This is a genomic window from Sphingomonas canadensis (genome assembly GCF_026013525.1).
GTDB lineage: Bacteria > Pseudomonadota > Alphaproteobacteria > Sphingomonadales > Sphingomonadaceae > Sphingomonas > Sphingomonas canadensis.
On the sequence record NZ_JAPDRA010000009.1, the window covers coordinates 128,773 to 147,016 of the forward strand.

16 protein-coding genes are annotated in these 18,244 nt (G+C 68.0%); 6 read left to right on the plus strand and 10 right to left on the minus strand.

Going from position 1 to position 18,244, the window contains the following annotated elements; translation table 11 throughout:
- Positions 1-3: 3 nt before the first annotated feature.
- The 7 genes from OM513_RS16405 to OM513_RS16435 all read right to left on the minus strand — a co-directional run bounded on the left by OM513_RS16405 (position 4) and on the right by OM513_RS16435 (position 9,207).
- A complete protein-coding gene (locus OM513_RS16405) occupies positions 4-507 on the minus strand; it encodes an aromatic-ring-hydroxylating dioxygenase subunit beta (RefSeq protein WP_264945702.1) in 504 nt (167 codons plus the stop codon).
- Entirely contained in the window at positions 504-1,853 is a 1,350-nt protein-coding gene (locus OM513_RS16410) for an aromatic ring-hydroxylating oxygenase subunit alpha (protein ID WP_264945703.1), read from the minus strand. The genes OM513_RS16405 and OM513_RS16410 overlap by 4 nt, the downstream gene beginning before the upstream one ends.
- Positions 1,850-3,178, minus strand: coding sequence for a spinster family MFS transporter (locus OM513_RS16415; protein ID WP_264945704.1), 1,329 nt, complete (start codon positions 3,176-3,178; stop codon positions 1,850-1,852). The genes OM513_RS16410 and OM513_RS16415 overlap by 4 nt, the downstream gene beginning before the upstream one ends.
- Entirely contained in the window at positions 3,175-4,803 is a 1,629-nt protein-coding gene (locus tag OM513_RS16420; protein WP_264945790.1) for a thiamine pyrophosphate-requiring protein, read from the minus strand. Before OM513_RS16420 ends, OM513_RS16415 begins: the two co-directional genes overlap by 4 nt.
- Positions 4,803-5,753: a TauD/TfdA dioxygenase family protein gene (locus tag OM513_RS16425; protein ID WP_264945705.1), complete on the minus strand. Its 951-nt coding sequence runs from the start codon at positions 5,751-5,753 to the stop codon at positions 4,803-4,805. Before OM513_RS16425 ends, OM513_RS16420 begins: the two co-directional genes overlap by 1 nt.
- A 76-nt stretch (positions 5,754-5,829) precedes the next feature.
- A complete protein-coding gene (locus tag OM513_RS16430) occupies positions 5,830-8,277 on the minus strand; it encodes a TonB-dependent receptor (RefSeq protein ID WP_264945707.1) in 2,448 nt (815 codons plus the stop codon).
- A gap of 168 nt (positions 8,278-8,445) precedes the next feature.
- Complete coding sequence (locus tag OM513_RS16435; protein ID WP_264945791.1) at positions 8,446-9,207, minus strand: IclR family transcriptional regulator; 762 nt, start codon at positions 9,205-9,207, stop codon at positions 8,446-8,448.
- 87 nt (positions 9,208-9,294) lie between these two features.
- Between OM513_RS16435 and OM513_RS16440 the strand changes: the two genes are divergently transcribed.
- Together OM513_RS16440 and OM513_RS16445 are read left to right on the plus strand one after the other, a co-directional pair.
- Positions 9,295-9,699 carry a nuclear transport factor 2 family protein gene (locus OM513_RS16440; RefSeq protein ID WP_264945708.1) on the plus strand — a complete coding sequence of 135 codons (405 nt, stop codon included), beginning with the start codon at positions 9,295-9,297 and terminating at the stop codon, positions 9,697-9,699.
- Entirely contained in the window at positions 9,696-11,066 is a 1,371-nt protein-coding gene (locus OM513_RS16445) for a spinster family MFS transporter (protein WP_264945710.1), read from the plus strand. The genes OM513_RS16440 and OM513_RS16445 overlap by 4 nt, the downstream gene beginning before the upstream one ends.
- Here the strand turns inward: OM513_RS16445 and OM513_RS16450 are convergent.
- Genes OM513_RS16450 through OM513_RS16460 form a run of 3 tightly spaced genes read right to left on the minus strand, consistent with a single transcriptional unit; the run spans position 11,051 to position 13,667 of the window.
- Positions 11,051-11,512, minus strand: coding sequence for a DUF3237 domain-containing protein (locus OM513_RS16450; RefSeq protein ID WP_264945711.1), 462 nt, complete (start codon positions 11,510-11,512; stop codon positions 11,051-11,053). The genes OM513_RS16445 and OM513_RS16450 overlap by 16 nt on opposite strands.
- A complete protein-coding gene (locus OM513_RS16455; protein WP_264945712.1) occupies positions 11,509-13,158 on the minus strand; it encodes a CocE/NonD family hydrolase in 1,650 nt (549 codons plus the stop codon). Before OM513_RS16455 ends, OM513_RS16450 begins: the two co-directional genes overlap by 4 nt.
- A 26-nt stretch (positions 13,159-13,184) precedes the next feature.
- Positions 13,185-13,667: a DUF3237 family protein gene (locus tag OM513_RS16460; protein WP_264945714.1), complete on the minus strand. Its 483-nt coding sequence runs from the start codon at positions 13,665-13,667 to the stop codon at positions 13,185-13,187.
- A gap of 82 nt (positions 13,668-13,749) precedes the next feature.
- On the opposite strand from OM513_RS16460, the gene OM513_RS16465 reads away from it, so the two are divergent.
- The 4 genes from OM513_RS16465 (at position 13,750) to OM513_RS16480 (ending at position 18,026) form a co-directional block, all read left to right on the plus strand.
- Entirely contained in the window at positions 13,750-14,211 is a 462-nt protein-coding gene (locus OM513_RS16465) for a MarR family winged helix-turn-helix transcriptional regulator (protein ID WP_264945715.1), read from the plus strand.
- A 118-nt stretch (positions 14,212-14,329) separates the two neighbouring features.
- Positions 14,330-15,568, plus strand: a complete 1,239-nt coding sequence (locus tag OM513_RS16470; protein WP_264945716.1) for an MFS transporter — start codon at positions 14,330-14,332, stop codon at positions 15,566-15,568.
- Positions 15,569-15,670: 102 nt separating this feature from the next.
- Positions 15,671-16,675, plus strand: a complete 1,005-nt coding sequence (locus OM513_RS16475) for a LacI family DNA-binding transcriptional regulator (RefSeq protein WP_264945718.1) — start codon at positions 15,671-15,673, stop codon at positions 16,673-16,675.
- Between the two features lie 193 nt (positions 16,676-16,868).
- Positions 16,869-18,026 carry a glycoside hydrolase family 68 protein gene (locus OM513_RS16480; RefSeq protein WP_319951626.1) on the plus strand — a complete coding sequence of 386 codons (1,158 nt, stop codon included), beginning with the start codon at positions 16,869-16,871 and terminating at the stop codon, positions 18,024-18,026.
- Positions 18,027-18,244: the final 218 nt, after the last annotated feature.

The following is an 18,244-nucleotide window of genomic DNA, read 5'->3' on the forward strand; positions in this document are numbered from 1 at the left end:
GCCTCAGATCGAATAGAAGTCCACGACCGTGGGGATCGTGTCGTTCAGCAGCAATATCTTCTTCGCGGCGATCCGCCAGCCGCCGTCCTCAAGCCGCAGCGTGTGGCGATAGCGGCCGAAGAACTGGTGCGTGCGCGCCGCGCGTACATCGTGCAAATGGACGACGAAGGCCGACGCCACCTCCGCCTCCGCAGCGCCGGCGCTGATGACCCTGACGTTGCTGATGCAATGCAGGCACCGCGGGCGGGGTCGCGACGCGACCGACTGGCCCGATCGCGCGCGGTACACGCGATCCTCCAGTCCCGCGCGGCCGGAATAATAGATCAGCGAAAGCTCGCGATCAGGGTCGGCGGTCGGCGTCTCCTCGTCGCGCCATGCGGGCATCCAGAACAGCGCGTCGGCGGTGTACATGGCCAGCCAGCCGTCCCAATCGCCCTCGTCAAGCAGCTCCGCCTCGCGATAGAGCAGCGCCTCCGCGTCGGCACGGCTGATCGGCTGCACCGTCATGCGCCGCGCGCCATCGCCGGCGCCATGCGCTGGAGCCAGGCGCGATAATAGCTGTGGTAGAGCGTCTCGTCGCAGAGCTGCGAATCCGCCAGCACGCTGCGTTCCGCCCCGGCGCCGATCGCCGCGGACAGCGCGTTGCCGCCCTCCTGGCTGGCCATGGCGCCGCGCGCATAGCCCTGGAGCCAAGGATCGACCCGCCCGGCGAAGCCGCGCTGGCAGCTTTCATAGGCTACCGTATCGTCCGGCGTGGCCATGCCGGAGGGATTGAAGAAATCCTCATACTGGCGGATCCGCAGCCGCCGCGCCTCCGCGCTCTCGCCGCGCGGCGCCAGGCACCAGGTGCGCATCAGCGTGCGCCCGGGCGCCAGCGGCTGGATAATGCGCAACTGGCTCGACGCATTCTCCGCCACCTGCAGGTTGGGAAAGATGGTGAGGTTGCGCATGTTGAAGATCCAGTCGCGCGCGGCCTCCCCGTGGCGCGCGCCCAGCGCCCCCGCCTGCTCGAACAGCGGATGCGTCTCCGATATGCCGATCCGCCCCCAGTTGAGCACATGGCCGTTGGCGAAGCTGTAGCTGCCGCCCTGGACGCCTTCCGATTCCTCGCTCCAGGCCTGCGACTGTTCCCAGATCGACCGGACGGCCGCCGGGCCACCCGCCTGCTGCCGCCGCTCCAGCACCCGGATGTAGGAAGGATGCGCCGAGGTGAAGTGATAGGCGTCCGAACAGTTTTCGAGCTGGAGCTTCCAGTTCGCGTCATAGGTGAAGGTCACCGCGCCGGGCACCAGCTCGATCCCCTCCTCCGGCTGGCCGACGACCAGGTCCAGGAAGCGCGCGGCCTCGCCCAGATGTTCGGCCAGCGCGGGCACATCCGGGTTCAGGCTGCCGAACAGGAAGCCGCGATAGCCCTCGAAGCGGGGCAGCGGGGCCAGATCGTGGCTGGCGCCGGTGAACGCTTCGGAATAGCAGCCCGCGCGCTGCCACTTGATCCCCCGGTTGCTCCCGGCGCTGTCGAACGTCCAGCTATGATAGGGGCAGACGTGGAGCCGTGCGTTGCCGCTCTGGATCTGGGCGAGCTGCGCGCCCTTGTGCGGGCAGGAATTGACGAAGGCGCGAAGCCGCCCGTCCCCATCGCGGCTCACCAGCACGGGTACCCGGCCCGCCGCGGTGGTGAAGAAATCATGCGGCCCCGGCGCCTGGCTTTCCAGCCCCAGGAAGACCCAGCCGCCCTCGAAGACGTGCCGCATCTCCAGCGCGAACACCTCGGGATCGGTGAAGATCGCGCGATCGACGCGGAACACCCCCTCATCAGGGCGATCATCGATCAGCGCGGCCAGATCGACGGTCATGCGCCGCGGGCGGGCTCCGCGGCCCCGTCCTCGTCCCGCGCGCCGCCGGCCGCCGCATACAGCACCGCCGCCCGCCAGAAGCACAGCGCCGCCAGGACCGGGGTGACCGCAATCATCAGCATGGAATAGCGGATCGCGTGATCGCCGAAAGAGGCATGCAGCAGATCGTTGAGCAGCCCCACCGCGCTCGGCCCGAGTGCGTTGCCGATCAGGCTGGCGCCGAGCAGCACGAGCGAGATCGCCAGCGCGCGCCGCCGTTCCTCAACGATGTTCACCACCGCCGCGAAGATCGGCGCCTGGTGGATCAGCGTGAAGAAGCTGCTGAGCGCGAAGCCGCCGACCCAGGCCCAGTGCGAATTGCCGAGCAGGAACAGCGCCTCGGCCGGCCCTGCGAGCAAACAGGCGATGGCCGGGATGCCGATGCGCCAGAAGACGCGATCCTTCGGCAGCCGGTCGATCAGCGCGCCGCCGATCAGGATGCCTGCCAGCCCGATGAAGCCGCGCGCCGGGCCGATGATGCTGGCCACCTCGCCCACGCCCAGATTGTGGACGCGCACGAAGAAGGTGGGCGTCCAGGCTCCTGCCGCCCAAACATTGGCGCCCATCAGCGTAACGCCCGCGAAGATCCAGGCGAAGCAGCGGTTGGCGAACAGCGCGCCGATATCGCCCCACAGCCCGCGTGCCAGCGAAAGCCGCGGCGGCGGCGGGGTGAGGCGCTGCGGCTCGCGCACGGTGAGGAAGAAGATCACCGCGAGCAGGATGCCCGGCGCGCCCATCACCATGAACATCGCCCGCCAGCCGTGCGTCTGGGCGATCCAGCCCGCGATCGGAAAGAAGACGATCGACGAGATCGAGCTGGCAGTGCCGAAAATGGCGAGCGCAAGCGGCCGGCGGTCCGCCTTGAACAGGTCCGCCAGGATCGAGTTCGACGGCGGCATCCCGCACGCCTCCCCCGCCCCCATCAGCAACCGGGCGAGCGCAAGTTGCCACAGGTTCGCGACGAAGCCGGTGAACGCCGTCATCATGCTCCAGAAGGCCAGGCCCGCCGCGATGATGTTGCGGCGGTTGGCGCGATCCGCCAGCCAGGCGATCGGCACGCCCAGCACCGAATAGAACAGGATGAACGCCAGTCCGGAGACAAGCCCCAGCAGCGTATCCGAAGACCCCATCTCCTTCTTGATCGCCGGCAGCGCCAGGCCCAGCAGCGATCGATCGAGATAGTTGAAGACCGAGATCATGGTCAGCAGGAACAGCGGCCACGTCGCCGTCCAGGGCCAGGGCGAACGCGCGCCGCCCGCGGGCGTGCCGGAGGGATTGGCGCTCATAGCCGCGACGCCCGCGTTTCCTGCGCGGTCAGGAACTCGACCAGCGCGGGCTGGCCGCGCAGCGTCGCCTCGATCCCGCGCCGGATCGCCGGCACGATCTGGTCCGGGGTGCTCACCTGCTCGCCATGGCCGCCCAGCGCGCGGGCGAAGGCGGCGTAATCGCCCGATATGTCGGTGGCGCGGAAACGTTCGGTCGCGACGGGCATGATCGGCAGCTCGATGGCCATGGCGGAGTTGTTGAGCAGGATCGAGAGGATCGGCAGGCGTTCGCGCACCGCCGTTTCGAAATCCATGCCGGTGAAGCCGATCGCGGCATCGCCCCACACGTTGATGCACAGCTTGTCCGGGCAGGCCAGCTTGGCCCCCATCGCGAGGCCGAGGCCATAGCCGAGTTGCGTCGATTTGCCCCAGCCGATGTAGCTCAGCGGCGTTCGCGACTTCCAATAGGGCGTGAGCTGGTCGCGCGGCGATCCGGCGTCATGGGTGATGATCGTGTTGGCGACATCCACCGTACGCTGCAGGTCCCACAGAACGCGATAGGGGCTGAGCGGCGTATCGTCGCTCTCCAGCAGCGGCAGCCACCCGGAAAGCCAGCGCGCCTCCACCTCGGCGATCTCGCGCGACACGGGGCCGGGATCGCGGGCGCCGTCCAGCCGTTCCCGGCATGCCGCGACCAGCATCGCCAGCGTCAGCTTCGCATCGCCTGCCAGCGCGTCGATGCACGGAACGCCCTTGTTGATGTCGGCGGGGTCCAGCGTGGCGTGGACGATCCGGGCGCCCGCCGGCATCGAAACGCCGAACGCAGTCTCCGAAAAACTGCATCCGATGCCGAAGATCAGGTCCGCGCGATCGAGGAAATGGCGCAACTGCCCCGGGATCGCCGCGCCGCCGGAGCCCAGCGCCAGCGGGTGCGTCTCGTCGAAGCAGCTCTTGCCCTCCAGGCTGGTCGAAACCGGCGCGGCCAGCAGCTCGGCCAGTTCGCGCAGTTCGTCATAGGCCTCGGCCCAATGGACGCCCTGGCCGGCATGGATCACGAGCCGCTCGGCTGCGATCAGCCGCTCCGCCACACGGGCCACCGCCTCCGGATCGGGCGCGGTGCGCACCGTCACCACCGGTTCATAGACGAGCGGCTGGGGCACCTCCTCCTCCAGCACGTCCCACGGCATCTCCACCAGCGCGGGCCGCAGCCGTCCGTTGCGCAGCGCAGAGAAGGCGCGGCGCAGAATCGCGGGCGTGTCCTCCGCACGGAGGATCGGCTCGCACGTCTTGGTGATGTCGCGCATGGAGACGCTGGCGTTGTAATTGTCCGGCACATGCGCCAGCCGCCGCGCATAGCCCTGCGGCAGCACCAGCACGGGCACGCTTTCCGAATATGCCTGGGCGACGCCGCCATAGGCATTTTCGGTGCCCGGGCCGTGCTGCATCGCGAAAACGCCCATCCGCTTGCCGCGCGTCATCCGCGACAGCGCGTCGGCCATGTGCAGGCCGGTACGTTCCTGGCGGACGATCACGGTACGAATACCCCCGGCCGCCGCCTGCTCCAGCACGGCGTTGCGGGGGTATCCGAAGATGACGTCTACATTTTCGCGCTTCAGAATCTCGGCAATCGCCGCACTGACCTTCATCACCGGGGCAGACTTCCCGGCCCCAGCGGACGCTCGCCGATCACGGTGGTGCGGATCAGGTGGCGCCGTTCGTACTTGAAGTCATGGACGCCGCGGTGAAGCGTGAAACGATTGTCCCACACGATCAGCGTGTCCTTCTTCCACTTGATCCGGCAGTGATAATGAAGGTGCTGCGCCAGGCTCTGGAGATAGGCGAGCAGCGCCTTGCTCTCGTCCTCGCTCCAGCCCACGAAGCGCTTGAAATAGGCGCTGGTGGCGAACAGCGCCTTGCGCCCCGTTTCCGGGTGGACGCGCACCGCCGGGTGGATGCTCTCAAGCTGGTCCTCGCCGAAATCATGGCTCTCGCGCAGCCGCAGCCGCTTCTCGGGCGCCAGCTTTTCGTTCTTCGACCAGATATCCTTGCCCGAATAGACGACCTGCAGCCCGTCCAGCAGCGCCTTCATGCCGTCGGACAGATGCTCATAGACCAGATAGGCGTTGGAAAAGGCGGTATCGCCGCCCCATTGCGGCACCTCCAGCGAGCGCATCACGATGCACTTGGGCGGGCGCGGCAGGAAGGGGCTGTCGGTATGGAAATGCTCGAAGGAGGGAACGACGTTCTCGGGCTCGTGCGCTTCGCGGCGCACCTCCTGCATGTCGCGGTGGCCGTCATAGATCGGCGCCTGAGGCAGTTCGGTGATCTCGCCGAAATAGCGCGAGAAGGCCTTGTGCTGCTCCGGCGTCAGATCCTGGTCGCGGAACACGATGACAAGGAACTGCTCGAACGCCTTCATCACCTCCGCCAGCACCGCGTCGCTCAGCGGCTCGCGCAGGTCGACGCCGCTGATCTCGCAACCGCAGGCGCCGGAGATCGGCTCCACGCCGATGTGCCGGAACTCGGGCATCGGCAACCCGGCCACGATGGGCGTACCGACGGTGCCGCCATTGTCTACCACGGATAACTTGCGCACGTCGGATACTCCCTGACCGGACCGGATGATTTGGGTGGCCCGGGCGGCGCACCAGCGCCGCCCGGGCCTGCCGCCATCAGAAGCGGCGCTTGATGGTCAACGCCCAGGTCCGGGGCTCGGCGGGCGAGCCCTGGATCGAGTTGGTCGACCCGCGATTGTCGAAGATGTCGGTATAGTAGAATTTGTCGGTGAGGTTGCGCACCTCGGCCGAGAATTCCCAGTCGCTGCCTTCCGGAACGAAGGACAGGCGGGCGTTCACCAGCGTGCGTCCCTGCACCAGGCCGAACACGTCCACGCCGCCGGTGGCCGCATCGACGTTGTTCGCGTTGCGGTTGAACGCATCCTCGTGCGTCATGTCGACGCGCGGGGTGATGGTGCCGAAGGGCGCCTCGATCTGGTACTGGGCGCCGATGCTCCACTGCCACGGCGAGATATAGACGCCCTTGTCCTCAAGCCCGATGCCGGCGGTTGCCGCGATCGCGCTGATCGAGGTGTACTTGAAGTTCAGATACGCCAGCGACGCATCGATCGAGAGGCCGCGCACCGGGCGCAGCGACAGCTCGGTCTCGAAGCCCTTCACCGTCGCCTTGCCGGCGTTGAGCGGCAGCGCGCAGGGCGTTGCCGGAGCGCCGGTCAGCGGACAGCTCGACACCGAAACCAGGATGTCGTTGTACTTGTTGATGAAGGCGGATGCGTTCAGGCGCACCTTGCGATCGAAGAAATCGCTCTTGAAGCCGGCCTCATAGGCGTCGAGCGTCTCCGGCCCGTGCGGCAGCGCCTGGGCGGGGAAGAACGGACGCGGATTGATGCCGCCGCCCTTGAAGCCCGTCGAGAACTGGGCATAGGCCATCAGCCCGTCGGTGAAGCGATACTGCGCGGCAACGCGATAGTCGAAGCGATCGCCGCTGTACTCGCCGACCAGCCCGTTGAGCGGAGCCAGCGAAGCCGGCACCGCGCCGCCGGTCGACGAACCCGGAATGCCCAAGCGGCCATAGATGAACTGCTTCTTCTGGTCCGTGTAGCGCAGGCCGCCGACCAGCGTCAGATTCTCGATCGGAGTCACCTCGGCGTTGATGAACGCGGCCTTGGTGGTCGCCGGGATCGAGTTATCCTCGATGAAGTTCAGCGTGGTCAGCGTGACGCGCGAACGGTTGCGGCTGCGCTTGTGGAAATAGAAGCCGCCCACGGTGACATGGATGATATCGGCCAGCTCGGCCGACAGGCGGACCTCCTGGCTGAACTGGCGGTTGAAGATCTGGTTCGCCTGGATCGTAGGCGACAGCGGCGAGCCATCGGCCGAGGAATAGACGCCGTCGAACTTGCGATAGGAGGTGATCGAGGTGAGGTTCACCTTGTCCGCCAGATCGGCGCTGATCGTGGCCGACAGGCCCCAGCTATCGATCGCCGACTTGAGCGGCGCCTGCCACGCCGCGGTGCCGTCCCGCGGGGCCAGATCGGTGTAGTTCTCGTAGCTGGTGTACGGGCTGTGGCTGAACGTGTCCTGGGCGAAGTTGCCATAGGGCGAGTAGCTGATGAACTGCGACCCCGTGGAGGTGCCGTAGACATTGCCGTTCAGCACATAGGCCGCCGACGCCGGGGTGGCGACACCCGTCAGCATCGCGCCGGGCACCGCATTGCGGCCGACGTAGATCAGCGTGGTCGGCCCGGGCTCACTGTTATCCTCGGTGACGTCGCCCGCCAGGTCGACGGTGATGCTCGACGAGGGCTTCCAGCGCAGCGCCAGGCGCGCCGCGACATAATCCTTGCCGCCTTCGGTGCCCAGCTTGCAGCCGTTGCCGGTGACGGAGGTGGGAACCGTCGAGCCCGGATGGGTGCAGGCATAGTCATAGCGGGTGACGTAGCCGTCCTTGTGGACGCCCGCCGCCGAAATGCGCGCGTAGAGCGTGTCCGGAACCAGCGTGAAGTTCGTCGCGCCCTTCACCTCGACGCGGTTGAAGCTGCCGATGGTGGCGGAAAGATAGCCGTCGGTCGAATCGTCAGGCTTCTTCGAATAGAGCTTGATCGCGCCGCCGATCGAGTTCTGGCCGGCCAGCGTGCCCTGGGGGCCGCGCAGGATCTCGACGCGGTCGAGGTCGACCAGGTTCAGCATCGATCCGTGCAGCGTCGGCAGATAGACGTCGTCGACATAAAGGCCGACGCCCGGCTCAAGCGCGAAGGTGGTGTCGCGCTGGCCGACGCCGCGGATATACGCCACCACGGCGGGGCCATAGGTCGCCGGCGTCTGGCGCAGCGTGACGTTCGGCGCCGATCCGCCAAGATCGGCCAGGTTGGTCTGGCCCCGCGCCTCAAGCGTGTCGCCGGTCACCGCGGTGATAGCGAGCGGAACGTCCTGAAGATTCTGGTCGCGGAACTGCGCGGTGACGACGATCTCCCCATCGTCGGCCGCCTCGCTGTCCTTCGACTGGGTATCGCCCTGCGCGGCGGCAGGCACGGCGGCGCCGAGCGCTCCCGCAAGTGCCAGCAGCGAAGCCGCCGCCTGGAGCCTGGTAAGCTGGAAAGCCATTCTGATCCTCCCCGAATTGCACGCCTGCCTTTTCCGGCATAGCGTGCGCTAAGGGATATGTTGATCAATCAACTGTCAAGTTGCATTCCGGAAAACGAAACTAGATTTCCGGAATACGGAATGGCTTTTCCGGTCGTTTCGGCTGCGCTCATCGCGGATGCGAATTCCTCAGCTATGCGAAATGGCCGCCATTTCGCTGAGCCGCCGCGCCGCGCCGCGGACGGCGAGCGCCAGATCGTCCTCCAGGTGGAGCTGATAGCGTTTGGACGGCATCGTCACGCCGATGCACCCCAGGATCTCGCGCTCCGCGCCGAAGACCGGGCCGGAAACGCCGGCGATGTCGATCGCCGGATCATAATATCGGGCCACGCCCTCCACACGGATGGCGGCGAGCTCCGCCTCCATCTCCTTGCGGGTCGATCGGGCGCGGCCGGTGAGCGGCCCCGTGCTGTTTTCGCGCATCACCGCCTCGATCTCGCCGGGCGGGAGGAACGCCAGCACGGCCCGGCCAAGCGACCCCCAGGGCAGCGATATCTCCCCTCCCCGCTCCACCGCGAAACGCAGCGGATGCGGGGTATGGACCATTTCCGAGATGATCGCCCTGCGCTGCGCCGGGCTGTAGACGCACAGCACCGCGGTTTCGTGAAACTGTTCCACCAGGTCCTGCAGCAACGGCCGGGCGCTGCGCCCAAGATCGAATCGCGCCACCAGTTGCGAGGCCAGCCGGTGCAGCTCCCGCCCGGGCCGGTAGCTCTGCCCCGCCCCGCGCTCGACCAGGCCGGAGCGCAGCATCACCTGCAGCAAACGATGCACCGAGCTGACCGGCAGGTCCGCACGCAACGCAAGCTCGCCCAGCGCGAACCGCGGCGGGCCGCTGGCGATGAGCTTCAGCAGATACGCAAGCCTGTCGGCCGCACCCTTTGGCACCATGGTCACGTCGTGGCTCGATTCTGTTGTTGATCGATCAACTTAATTGCCCGATGTAAACGCTCCAAGCCAAGGGGAGGAGCGCCGGCGATGCCGCTGCGTGCCATGTTCGAGGAATATATCGCGGAGTTCAACGCGGGAAACGCGAGCGGGTACAGCCGTTTCTACGCGCCGGATGTCGCCTTCCGGAATGGCGCGGGCGATTCGCTCAGGGGCGCGCAGGCGATCGTCGATTATTATACCGGGCTGAAGGCGGACGTGGCGCGATCGATCGCGGTGCAGGGCCTGCTGACCGGCGAACGCAGCATCGCCGCGGCGCTGGCGTCCCAGTTCACCGCGCTTTCCGATCATGTCGTGATCGGCCCCACCACGCTCAGGTCCGGCGACCGGCTGTCGATCGAGAGCATCGCGCTCTATGAGATCGAGGACGGCAGGTTCGCGCGGATCGAGGCCACGACGCTGCGCCGCGCCGTTTTGCGTAAGGATGAGATATGAACACCAGTGAGAACGGCGCCGAGGCCGGCGCCTATCCGCGCCGCCTGATGATCTTCATGCTGTTCCTGATCTGCGTGCTGAACTTCGCGGACCGGGCGGTGTTCTCCGCGCTGGCGCAGGTGATCAAGGCCGACCTGCGGCTGACCGATCTTCAGCTCGGGCTGCTGCAGGGGCTGGTGTTCGCGCTGCTCTACGCGGCCGTGGGCCTGCCGATCGGGCTTATGGCCGAACGCTTTTCGCGCAAGCGGATCATCGCCGGGGCCACCGCGATCTGGTCCGCCGCCACGCTGGCGACCGGGCTGGCGGGCAGCTTCGCCCAGCTCGCCGCATCGCGGCTGATCGTCGGCATGGGCGAGGCGGGCTTCACCCCGCCCACGGCATCGATGGTGGCGGACGTGACCCCGCGCAACCGCCGCGCATCGACGATGGCACTGGTGATGCTGGGCACGCCGGCGGGCATCTTCCTGGGCGCGACGCTGGCGGGGCTCATCGCATCGCACTGGGACTGGCGCACCGCGTTCCTGGCGTTCGGCCTGCCGGGAATCGTGATCGCGCTGATCTTCGTCTGGATCGTGCCCGAGCCGGTGCGCGGACAGGCCGATGGCGCCGCCGCGTCAAAGGAACCCGCGCCGCCGGTAGGCGTGTTCCTGCGCGCGGTCGCGAGCAATCGCCCGCTGGTCTGGGTGATCGCGGGGGGCAGCCTGGCGGGCTTCGGCATGACCTCCATCTCCCAGTTCCTGGCGGTGTTCCTGGCGCGCACCTTCGATCTGGGCGTGCGCGAGGCGGCGGCCAGCTTTGGCAGCGTATCGGGCATCTCGATCGCCGTCGGCCTGCTCGTCGGCAGCTTCGGCACCGACCTGCTTTCGCGGCGCGATCCGCGCTGGCCGGCCTGGGGCGCCGCGATCGGGCTGGTGTGTGCGCCGCCGATCTATTGGGCGGCGTTCCACGCATCGTCGTTCGCGATGTCGATCGTGCTGCTGCTGATCGCGGGATCGTTCCTGCTGATGTTCTTCGGCCCCACCACGGGGATGATCCAGAACCTGCTGCCCGCCCGCATGCGCGCGAGCGGCGTGGCGCTGTACACGCTGCTCTACACGCTGATCGGATCGGGCCTGGGGCCGGTGTTCGTCGGCGGGATGAGCGACGTGTTCGGCGCGCGGGCCTATGCCGGAGACTATGCGGCCGCCTGTCCCAGCGGGCTCGCGCCCAAGGGCGCCACGGCGGCGCAGGCGGCCGCTTGCGCCGAAGCCTCGGCCGCCGGGATGCAGATGGCGCTTACGCTCGCGGTATTGTCGTTCCTGGTTGCCGCCTTCTGCTTCTTGCGCGCGGCGCCGGGGCTACGCCAGCACGCTCAGACCAGCGCGTAATAGCGGAACAGCGAGCGGTCCGGATCGGTCCGGCGCTCGCCGCCGCCCACGATCACCGTGCGCGTCAGCCAGTCGTGTGGCCCGGCCGGCACGCGAAAATAGGGCGTCAGGCGGAAATAGGAGGGCTGCGGCTCGCCCGGCTTGGGGCGGACCAGATAGCCCATATTGCGGATGTAGATCATCGTCCCGTCGTCCGCCTGGAGCAGATAATGGGCGGCCAGCTCGATCGTCCCGTCGTCGCGAACCGTGGCATAATCGGCGCCGCTGTGGGGCACCACCGTGCCGCTGAGCCGCGGGCCGGAGATGGTGCCGCCGATCGCGGGCGTATAGCCCTGACTGCCGCCGCCGGGCAGCGGGCCGAAGATCGCGCGATCGGCGCCGAACAGCACCTCGATATCGAAGACATGCTCCAGGCGGCAGTCTGCCGGGCTTGCTGCGGGGCTCATGGCGCTTCCTTGCGATCGGGAATGAAGGGAAGAAGGATCGAGGCGTCGAACGCCCCGCCGGTATGGAGCACATGCGCGCCGGCGTTGCGCGTCTCCTCATGCAGCGGGAACGGCAGCATCACGCCCTCCTCCCGCCGGTAGATGTCCGCACCCGCGATCACCAGGCGCAGCGTCTCCCCCGCGGCGAAGCGGGCGGAGAAGGGCCACAGCTCGATCTCCACCGGCACGCGCTCGCCGGGGGACAGCCGCTCCTCCGCGGTGTGCAGATGTACCGGGCGTTCGGGCAGCGTCCGTTCCGGATCGAGCGCGCGGTGGCTCACCCGCTGCCAGCCGAGCGCCACCGGGCCGTTCTCGTAAAAGGCGTAGAAGGTGAAGCCCACCGGATCGCCCGCGGCGTCCAGCTTCTGCAGCGCGACGAACAGGTCCATGTCGTCGCTGCCGTCCGCCTCCACCCACAGCCGAACGCTGGCGTGGCCGGTAATCTCCGTGTCCGCGTCGAAGCGCAGGTCGAAATGCGCACTGCCGGCGCGCGCGTCGTAACGCAGCGCCGCCGGGGCCGGGCCGGCCTCCGTCATGCGCCCGCTCGTCGCGTCGAGCCACAGGCGGCGATACGCGGTGCGCGCCAGCGGCCATTCGCCCTCGGCCCGCTCCTCGGCCACGCCGTGCCGCTCGCGGACCTCGATGCGCACCGGGGGCCATGCCGCGACCTGGGTCGGCCGGTCGCGCATATAGCGGTCGAAGAAGGCGAGCTGCCGCGCGCGGCTTTCCGGGCGATAGTAATGCGCCCATTTCTTCTGGCCGTGGACCTCCAGCCATTTCTCCGCCGATCCCATCCGCCGCCACGCCTCTATCGTGCCGCGCAGGTGCAACCCCTGATCGGACCAGCTCGCCACCACATAGGCGGGCTGGCAAATCCCCTCCAGGTCCAGCGCCTTGGACTCCCAATATGCGTCGATCAGCGGATGCGCACGCACATTGGCCCAGGTGTCCTCGGTGCGGTTGAGCGACCATTGGATATTGTCGTTCGCCCGCGGCAGGAACCCGGTTTCCAGGATGCCCCCGTGATAGGCGAACTCGCGATACCAGTCGGAGAAGCCCTCCCACGGATTCAGCGCGGCCAGCGGCCCCGGGCGCAGCGGGGCGACCAGATACTGGATGGCGGCGAGATAGGAGACCCCCGTCATCCCCACCCGCCCGTTGCCCCAGGGCAGGCGGCCGAGCCATTCGATGGCGTCGGCGCAATCCTCCGCCTCCTGGATGCCGTTATGGTGGAAGTCGCCGCCCGAAAGCCATGCGCCGCGCGGATCGGCCACCGCGACGCCATAGCCCTGGCGGCCCCACCACAGCGGATCTGGCGCCTCGAACGCGGTAAGATCCGAAAGCCATTCGGGATCGACGCCCGATCGCGGCCAGAACACCTTGTTGGTCAGCGCATGCTTGCCATAAGGCCCCCAGGCGAGCAGCAGCGGGACGTCCGATGCTGCGCCCTCCGGCCGGTAGAGGTCGCAGAATATCTCCACGCCGTCGCGCAGCGGGATGCGGCAGTTGCGCTCGATCGTCAGCCCGCGCTCGTTCCACTGGACGTGGTCCGCAGGCGGCAGCGGCGGCTTGGTGGGATGGGTGTGCGGATCGGTGCCGGCGCGCATCAGCGGCCGGAAACGCTCCCCGCCGCTCACAGTACGACGAAGTAATGGATGCGGTTGGCGCCCGGGATCTTCTCCGCCACGCCGACGAACACGTGCCGCGAAAGCCAGTCGTGCGGCCCCTCCGGCGCATCGAAGCGGGGGGTGACGCGCATGTAATAATCGCTGAAATCCACCGGCAGGTTCTGGCGCATCCGCTCGCCGATATCGTCGCTGCGCGCCCAGCGGAAACCGCGGTTCTCCAGATAGATGATCGCCCCGTCGTCGGCTTCCAGCAGGTAACGCGCGTCGAAATCGATCACGCCGTTGGGGCGCGTCAGCGGGAAATCGCCGCCGGACATCGGCACCACGCGGCCGTTGAGCCGCGGCCCTTCCACCACGCCATCCGCGGCATAGATCGCCGCGCGCATGTCGCCGCGGGCGGGCGGCTTCACCCAATAGGGGCGCGACAGGGTGATGGAGATGGTGAAGGCATGCTCAAGGCTGGGCATGAAGGGATGCGTAGCGTCCATCCCGCTGGGCTAGACGCTCGATAGTTGATTTGTCAACATGATGGTATTGCATTCCTGCCTGACATTTGGCAGCGCAATCGCGATGTCGCTGCCCCCCACCTGGGACCTGTTCGGAGAGGATCATCTTCCCCACCGGCTGCAGTTGCTGGCGAAGATGATCGACCGCGAGACATCGGGCCAGTTGATGCGCGAATTCTCGATGTCGCTGGCGGAATGGCGCGTCCTTGCCTTCATCTGCGCGGCCGGACCGTCGAGCGCGGCGGACGTCGGCGCCGCCAGCGCGATCGACAAGGCGGAGGTGAGCCGCGCGACCGCGAAGCTGGTGGCGGACGGCCTCATCGAGCGGAACGCGGATCCGGCGCACCGCCGCCGCATGATCCTGGCCCCCACCCCGCTGGGCAGCGAGACGCATCAGCGCATCCGTGATCGCCGCCGCGCCTTTTTCCAGCACATCCTGCGCGACGTCTCCGCCGAATCCCGCGAGGAGATCAATCGCGCGCTCCGCAGAATAGCGCTCAGCCTGGTGGCGGCGCGCGACCAATAACAGGGCCGGCGCAGCCCCGGCCCGACGCCGCCGCACCGTGTTGTGCAATCGATTGTTGCCGGTATAAGTGCCGGAAAGAGCGCGCGCAGCCGCGCCCGTGGAGAGGGGAATCCCATCGATGCAGAATCCGCCGGAAACCGGAGCCGCGCCGGGATCGCTGCTGCTGAAATCGCTCGTCTTCCTGATGTTCGCGATGTTCGCGATGACCACCGATTCGGTGGGCACCGTGATCCCGGAGGTGATCCGCGAGTTCGAACTGGGCCTCACCGCCGGCGGCGCCTTTCAATATGCCACCATGTCCGGCATCGGCCTTTCGGCGATCGGGCTCGGCTTCCTGGCGGACCGGATCGGACGCAAGGCGACGATCGTCACCGGCCTGGGGCTGTTCGGAATCACCTCTGCGCTGTTCGCCGCGGGCCATGATTTCCTGTTCTTCGTCGCGCTGCTGTTCGTATCCGGCCTGGGCATCGGCATCTTCAAGGCAGGCGCGCTGGCGCTGATCGGCGATCTTTCGCGGTCCACGCGCGAACATGCGCGGACGATGAACCTGGTGGAGGGCTTCTTCGGCATCGGCGCGATCGTGGGGCCGGCGATCGTCGCCTGGCTGCTGCTCAACGGGGCGAGCTGGAAATGGGTCTATCTGGTCGCGGCGGCGCTGTGCGCGGCCCTGCTGGCAGGCAGCGCCTTCGCCCGTTTCCCCGCCCCGCTGGTCGCGCGCGAGCGGCCGGCGCGCGCGGGGGAAGCGCTGCGCATGGCAGCGGACCCGACCGCGCTGTTTTTCGGCACGGCACTGATGCTGTATGTGGGCGCGGAAGCCGCGATCTATGTCTGGGCGCCCACCTATCTCGCCGGGTACAGCGGCGACTGGGCGTGGCTGGCCGCCTATTCGGTGGCGGTCTTCTTCGCGTTGCGCGCGGCGGGGCGGTTCCTGGGAGTGTGGCTGCTCGCCCGGTTCGACTGGACGGCGGTGCTGCTCGCGTGCAGCGGCGCGATGGCGCTGCTGTTCTGGGTGGCGGTTGCGGGCGGGCGCGACGCGGCGGTATTCGCCCTGCCCGCCACCGGGCTGTTCATGTCGGTGCTCTATCCCACCATCAATTCGACCGGCATCAGTTGCTTCGACAAGGGGCGCCACGGGTCGATCGCCGGACTGCTGCTGTTCTTCACCTGCGTCAGCGCGGTGGCCGCGCCGCTGGCGATGGGTGCGCTGGGCGAATGGCTGGGCGACAGCCGCTGGGCGATGGTACTGGGCGCGGCGATGGCCACGCTGCTCACGGCGCAATGCTGGTGGAACCGGCTGCGCCAGCCCTTCGCCGCGCGGCTGGCGGCGCGCGACCATGACGATTACCATCCCGCCTGAGGCGCCCGCCCCGCCCGGGCGCTGAAGACCGGCTTGATCGCGCGGCGGTGTGCGACCATTGGGGACGCGCCGGACAGATGCCGGAGGAGGACGAGGGGCAGATTGTCGAAGAAGGTCCGCACCATCTACGACCTCGCCCAGTTGGCGGGGGTTTCCGCGGCCACCGTTTCGCGCGCACTGGCGGGCAAGGATCTGGTCAGCGCGGAAACCGCCGAACGCATCCGCAAGCTGGCGCAGGCGCACGGCTTCCGTCCCAGCGCGGTGGCGCGCAACCTGCGCACCCGCCGCCGCGGCGCCATCGGCGTGGTGATCCCGCTGGGCCACGAACGCGGCCAGCACATCTCCGACCCCTTCTTCATGACGATGATCGGCTGCCTGGCCGACGAGCTTACCGAACGCGGGTTCGATCTGCTGTTGTCGCGCGTCATCCCGGATCGCGAGGACTGGCTGGAAGCGATGGTGGACGCAGACCGGGTCGACGGCCTGCTGATCATCGGCCAGTCTGACCAGTCCGCCGCGCTGGACGCGGTAGCGCGCCGTTATCTGCCGATGGTCGCCTGGGGCGCGTTCGAACAGGGGCAGATCCATTGTTCGGTGGGCACCGACAACTTCCTGGGCGGGCGGATGGCGGCGCAGCATCTGCTGGATCGCGGGTGCCGCCGGATCGCCTTTCTGGGAAATCCGCTGCCGATCGAGATCCGCCAGCGGCTGGATGGCGCGCGCGCGGCGGTGGCGGGCGCGGCAGGCGCATCGCTGATCGAAATCCCGACGCACCTGACCGCAGAGTTGAGCGCGGCCGAGATCGCGGCATTCCTGGATAGCGCCGATCCGCGCCCGGACGGCATCTTCGCCGCTTCGGACCTGATCGCGCTCAACGCCATCCCGCTGCTGGCAAGCCGCGGGCTTTCGGTGCCGGGCGACGTGCGGATCGTGGGCTATGACGATCTGCCGATATCGCGCAGCATCCTGCCCCCGCTGACCACGATCCGCCAGGATATCGCGACGGGCGCGGCCCAGTTGGTCGATTGCCTGCTGAAGCGCATCGAGGGGAAGCAGACCGGATCGGTGGTGCTGAACCCGGAGCTGATCGTCCGCGCTTCCACCTGACCCGGCACGCGATCCGGCGGCAGCCGGTTTCGCCGCTTTATTTCCACCTCCAGATGCAATCGATTGTAAATTTATTGCCGTCCCGCTAAGCGGTGTGGATTAAAGCATTGGGAGATGGATTGTTGCAGGCGGAACCGAACGGGGCAAGACGCATGCCGCCCCCTTTCGCGACCCGTGCGCCGGGGAGGATGCATTGACCGCCACCTCCCGCGATGCCTCCGCGCAACTGGCCGAAAGCCCGGCTCGCTGGACCGCGCGCCACGTCGCGACGATCGCGAACACTGCTTGCGAACGGGTGCCGCTGATCACCGGGGGCGACTTCGCGCCGATCGGCGGCGGCATCGGCATTTGGGACGCATGGCCGGTTCAGGCCAGCGACGGATCGATCGCCCGGCTTGGTGACGGCAGTTCGCTCTGGATGGCGCTGGGGGCGCCCTGGTTCGACGATCCCGACGAGCGGCACGGTCATGCGCGCATCCACCTGTTGCGGCATGGCGAAGGGGGGGGCTGGCACCACCTCGGCCCCGCGATGCCCGACGGATTTTCGCCCGGCAGCCGCGAATGGTCCGGCTCGGCGCGGCTCGATCGCACGGGCCGGCGGCTGACCCTCTATTTCACCGCCACCGGGCGTCGCGGGGAGGCGGCCCCCAGCTTCAATCAGCGGATATTCGCCGCGGAGGCGGAACTTGCAGCCGATGGGGGTGCGCCGCGCCTCACCGGATGGCACGCGCTGCGGGAAATCGTGATACGCGATCCGGCCCATTATATGGACCCGGCAGAGGGATCGGGGAGCGTCGGCACGATCAAGGCGTTCCGCGATCCGGCCTGGTTCCGCGACCCCGCCGACGGGCGCGACTATCTGCTTTTCGCGGGATCGCAGGCGGGCTCCCGGTCTGCATTCAACGGCGTGATCGGCGCGGCGGTGGCCGATCCGGCGGCGCCGGGGAACTGGCGCACCCTGCCGCCGCTGCTGAGCGCAGATGGGCTGAACAATGAATTGGAACGGCCCCACATCGTCCACCACGGCGGGCGCTATTACCTCTTCTGGTCCACCCAGGCGCATGTGTTCGATCCCGCCGGCCCGATCGGCCCCACGGGGCTCTACGGCATGGTTTCCGATCGCATCGGCAGCGGCTGGGAGCCGCTGAACGGCACCGGGCTGGTGTGCGCCAACCCGCGCGAGGCGCCCTGCCAGGCCTATAGCTGGCTGGTGCTGCCAGACCTGAGCGTGACCAGTTTCGTCGATCACTGGGGCGGCACGTTCGAGCCGGGAACCCCGCGGCGCTTCGGTGGCGGCTTCGCTCCTTTCCTGCACCTCCGGCTCGACGCGGGCCGCGCCGCGCTGGCCTGAGCCACCGCCCCCCGCGGCGTCCGGGATGGGCGCAGCCCCGCGGGCTGGCGGTGCGCACCGCCGCGAACCGATCCCGCGGCGCATCTTGATCCTTCCGCTTCGTCGCTACCGCGACACCGATTGCAGAAATCGGGCCGGGCCGCATACCCCCGCCAAGCTGGCCGTTATCATAGGTATACAAAATAATATTCTTTATCAAAGTCATGGAATCACCCCCG

Bases quoted from the DNA above. Each gene is read 5' to 3' on its own strand.
- OM513_RS16445 (WP_264945710.1), top strand. From the start codon at position 9,696: ATGAACACCAGTGAGAACGGCGCCGAGGCCGGCGCCTATCCGCGCCGC.
- OM513_RS16455 (WP_264945712.1), bottom strand. From the start codon at position 13,158: ATGCGCGCCGGCACCGATCCGCACACCCATCCCACCAAGCCGCCGCTG.
- OM513_RS16410 (WP_264945703.1), bottom strand. From the start codon at position 1,853: ATGACCGTCGATCTGGCCGCGCTGATCGATGATCGCCCTGATGAGGGG.
- OM513_RS16465 (WP_264945715.1), top strand. From the start codon at position 13,750: ATGTCGCTGCCCCCCACCTGGGACCTGTTCGGAGAGGATCATCTTCCC.
- OM513_RS16430 (WP_264945707.1), bottom strand. From the start codon at position 8,277: ATGGCTTTCCAGCTTACCAGGCTCCAGGCGGCGGCTTCGCTGCTGGCA.
- OM513_RS16405 (WP_264945702.1), bottom strand. From the start codon at position 507: ATGACGGTGCAGCCGATCAGCCGTGCCGACGCGGAGGCGCTGCTCTAT.
- OM513_RS16440 (WP_264945708.1), top strand. From the start codon at position 9,295: ATGCCGCTGCGTGCCATGTTCGAGGAATATATCGCGGAGTTCAACGCG.
- OM513_RS16460 (WP_264945714.1), bottom strand. From the start codon at position 13,667: ATGGACGCTACGCATCCCTTCATGCCCAGCCTTGAGCATGCCTTCACC.
- OM513_RS16415 (WP_264945704.1), bottom strand. From the start codon at position 3,178: ATGAGCGCCAATCCCTCCGGCACGCCCGCGGGCGGCGCGCGTTCGCCC.
- OM513_RS16470 (WP_264945716.1), top strand. From the start codon at position 14,330: ATGCAGAATCCGCCGGAAACCGGAGCCGCGCCGGGATCGCTGCTGCTG.
- OM513_RS16420 (WP_264945790.1), bottom strand. From the start codon at position 4,803: ATGAAGGTCAGTGCGGCGATTGCCGAGATTCTGAAGCGCGAAAATGTA.
- OM513_RS16435 (WP_264945791.1), bottom strand. From the start codon at position 9,207: ATGGTGCCAAAGGGTGCGGCCGACAGGCTTGCGTATCTGCTGAAGCTC.
- OM513_RS16450 (WP_264945711.1), bottom strand. From the start codon at position 11,512: ATGAGCCCCGCAGCAAGCCCGGCAGACTGCCGCCTGGAGCATGTCTTC.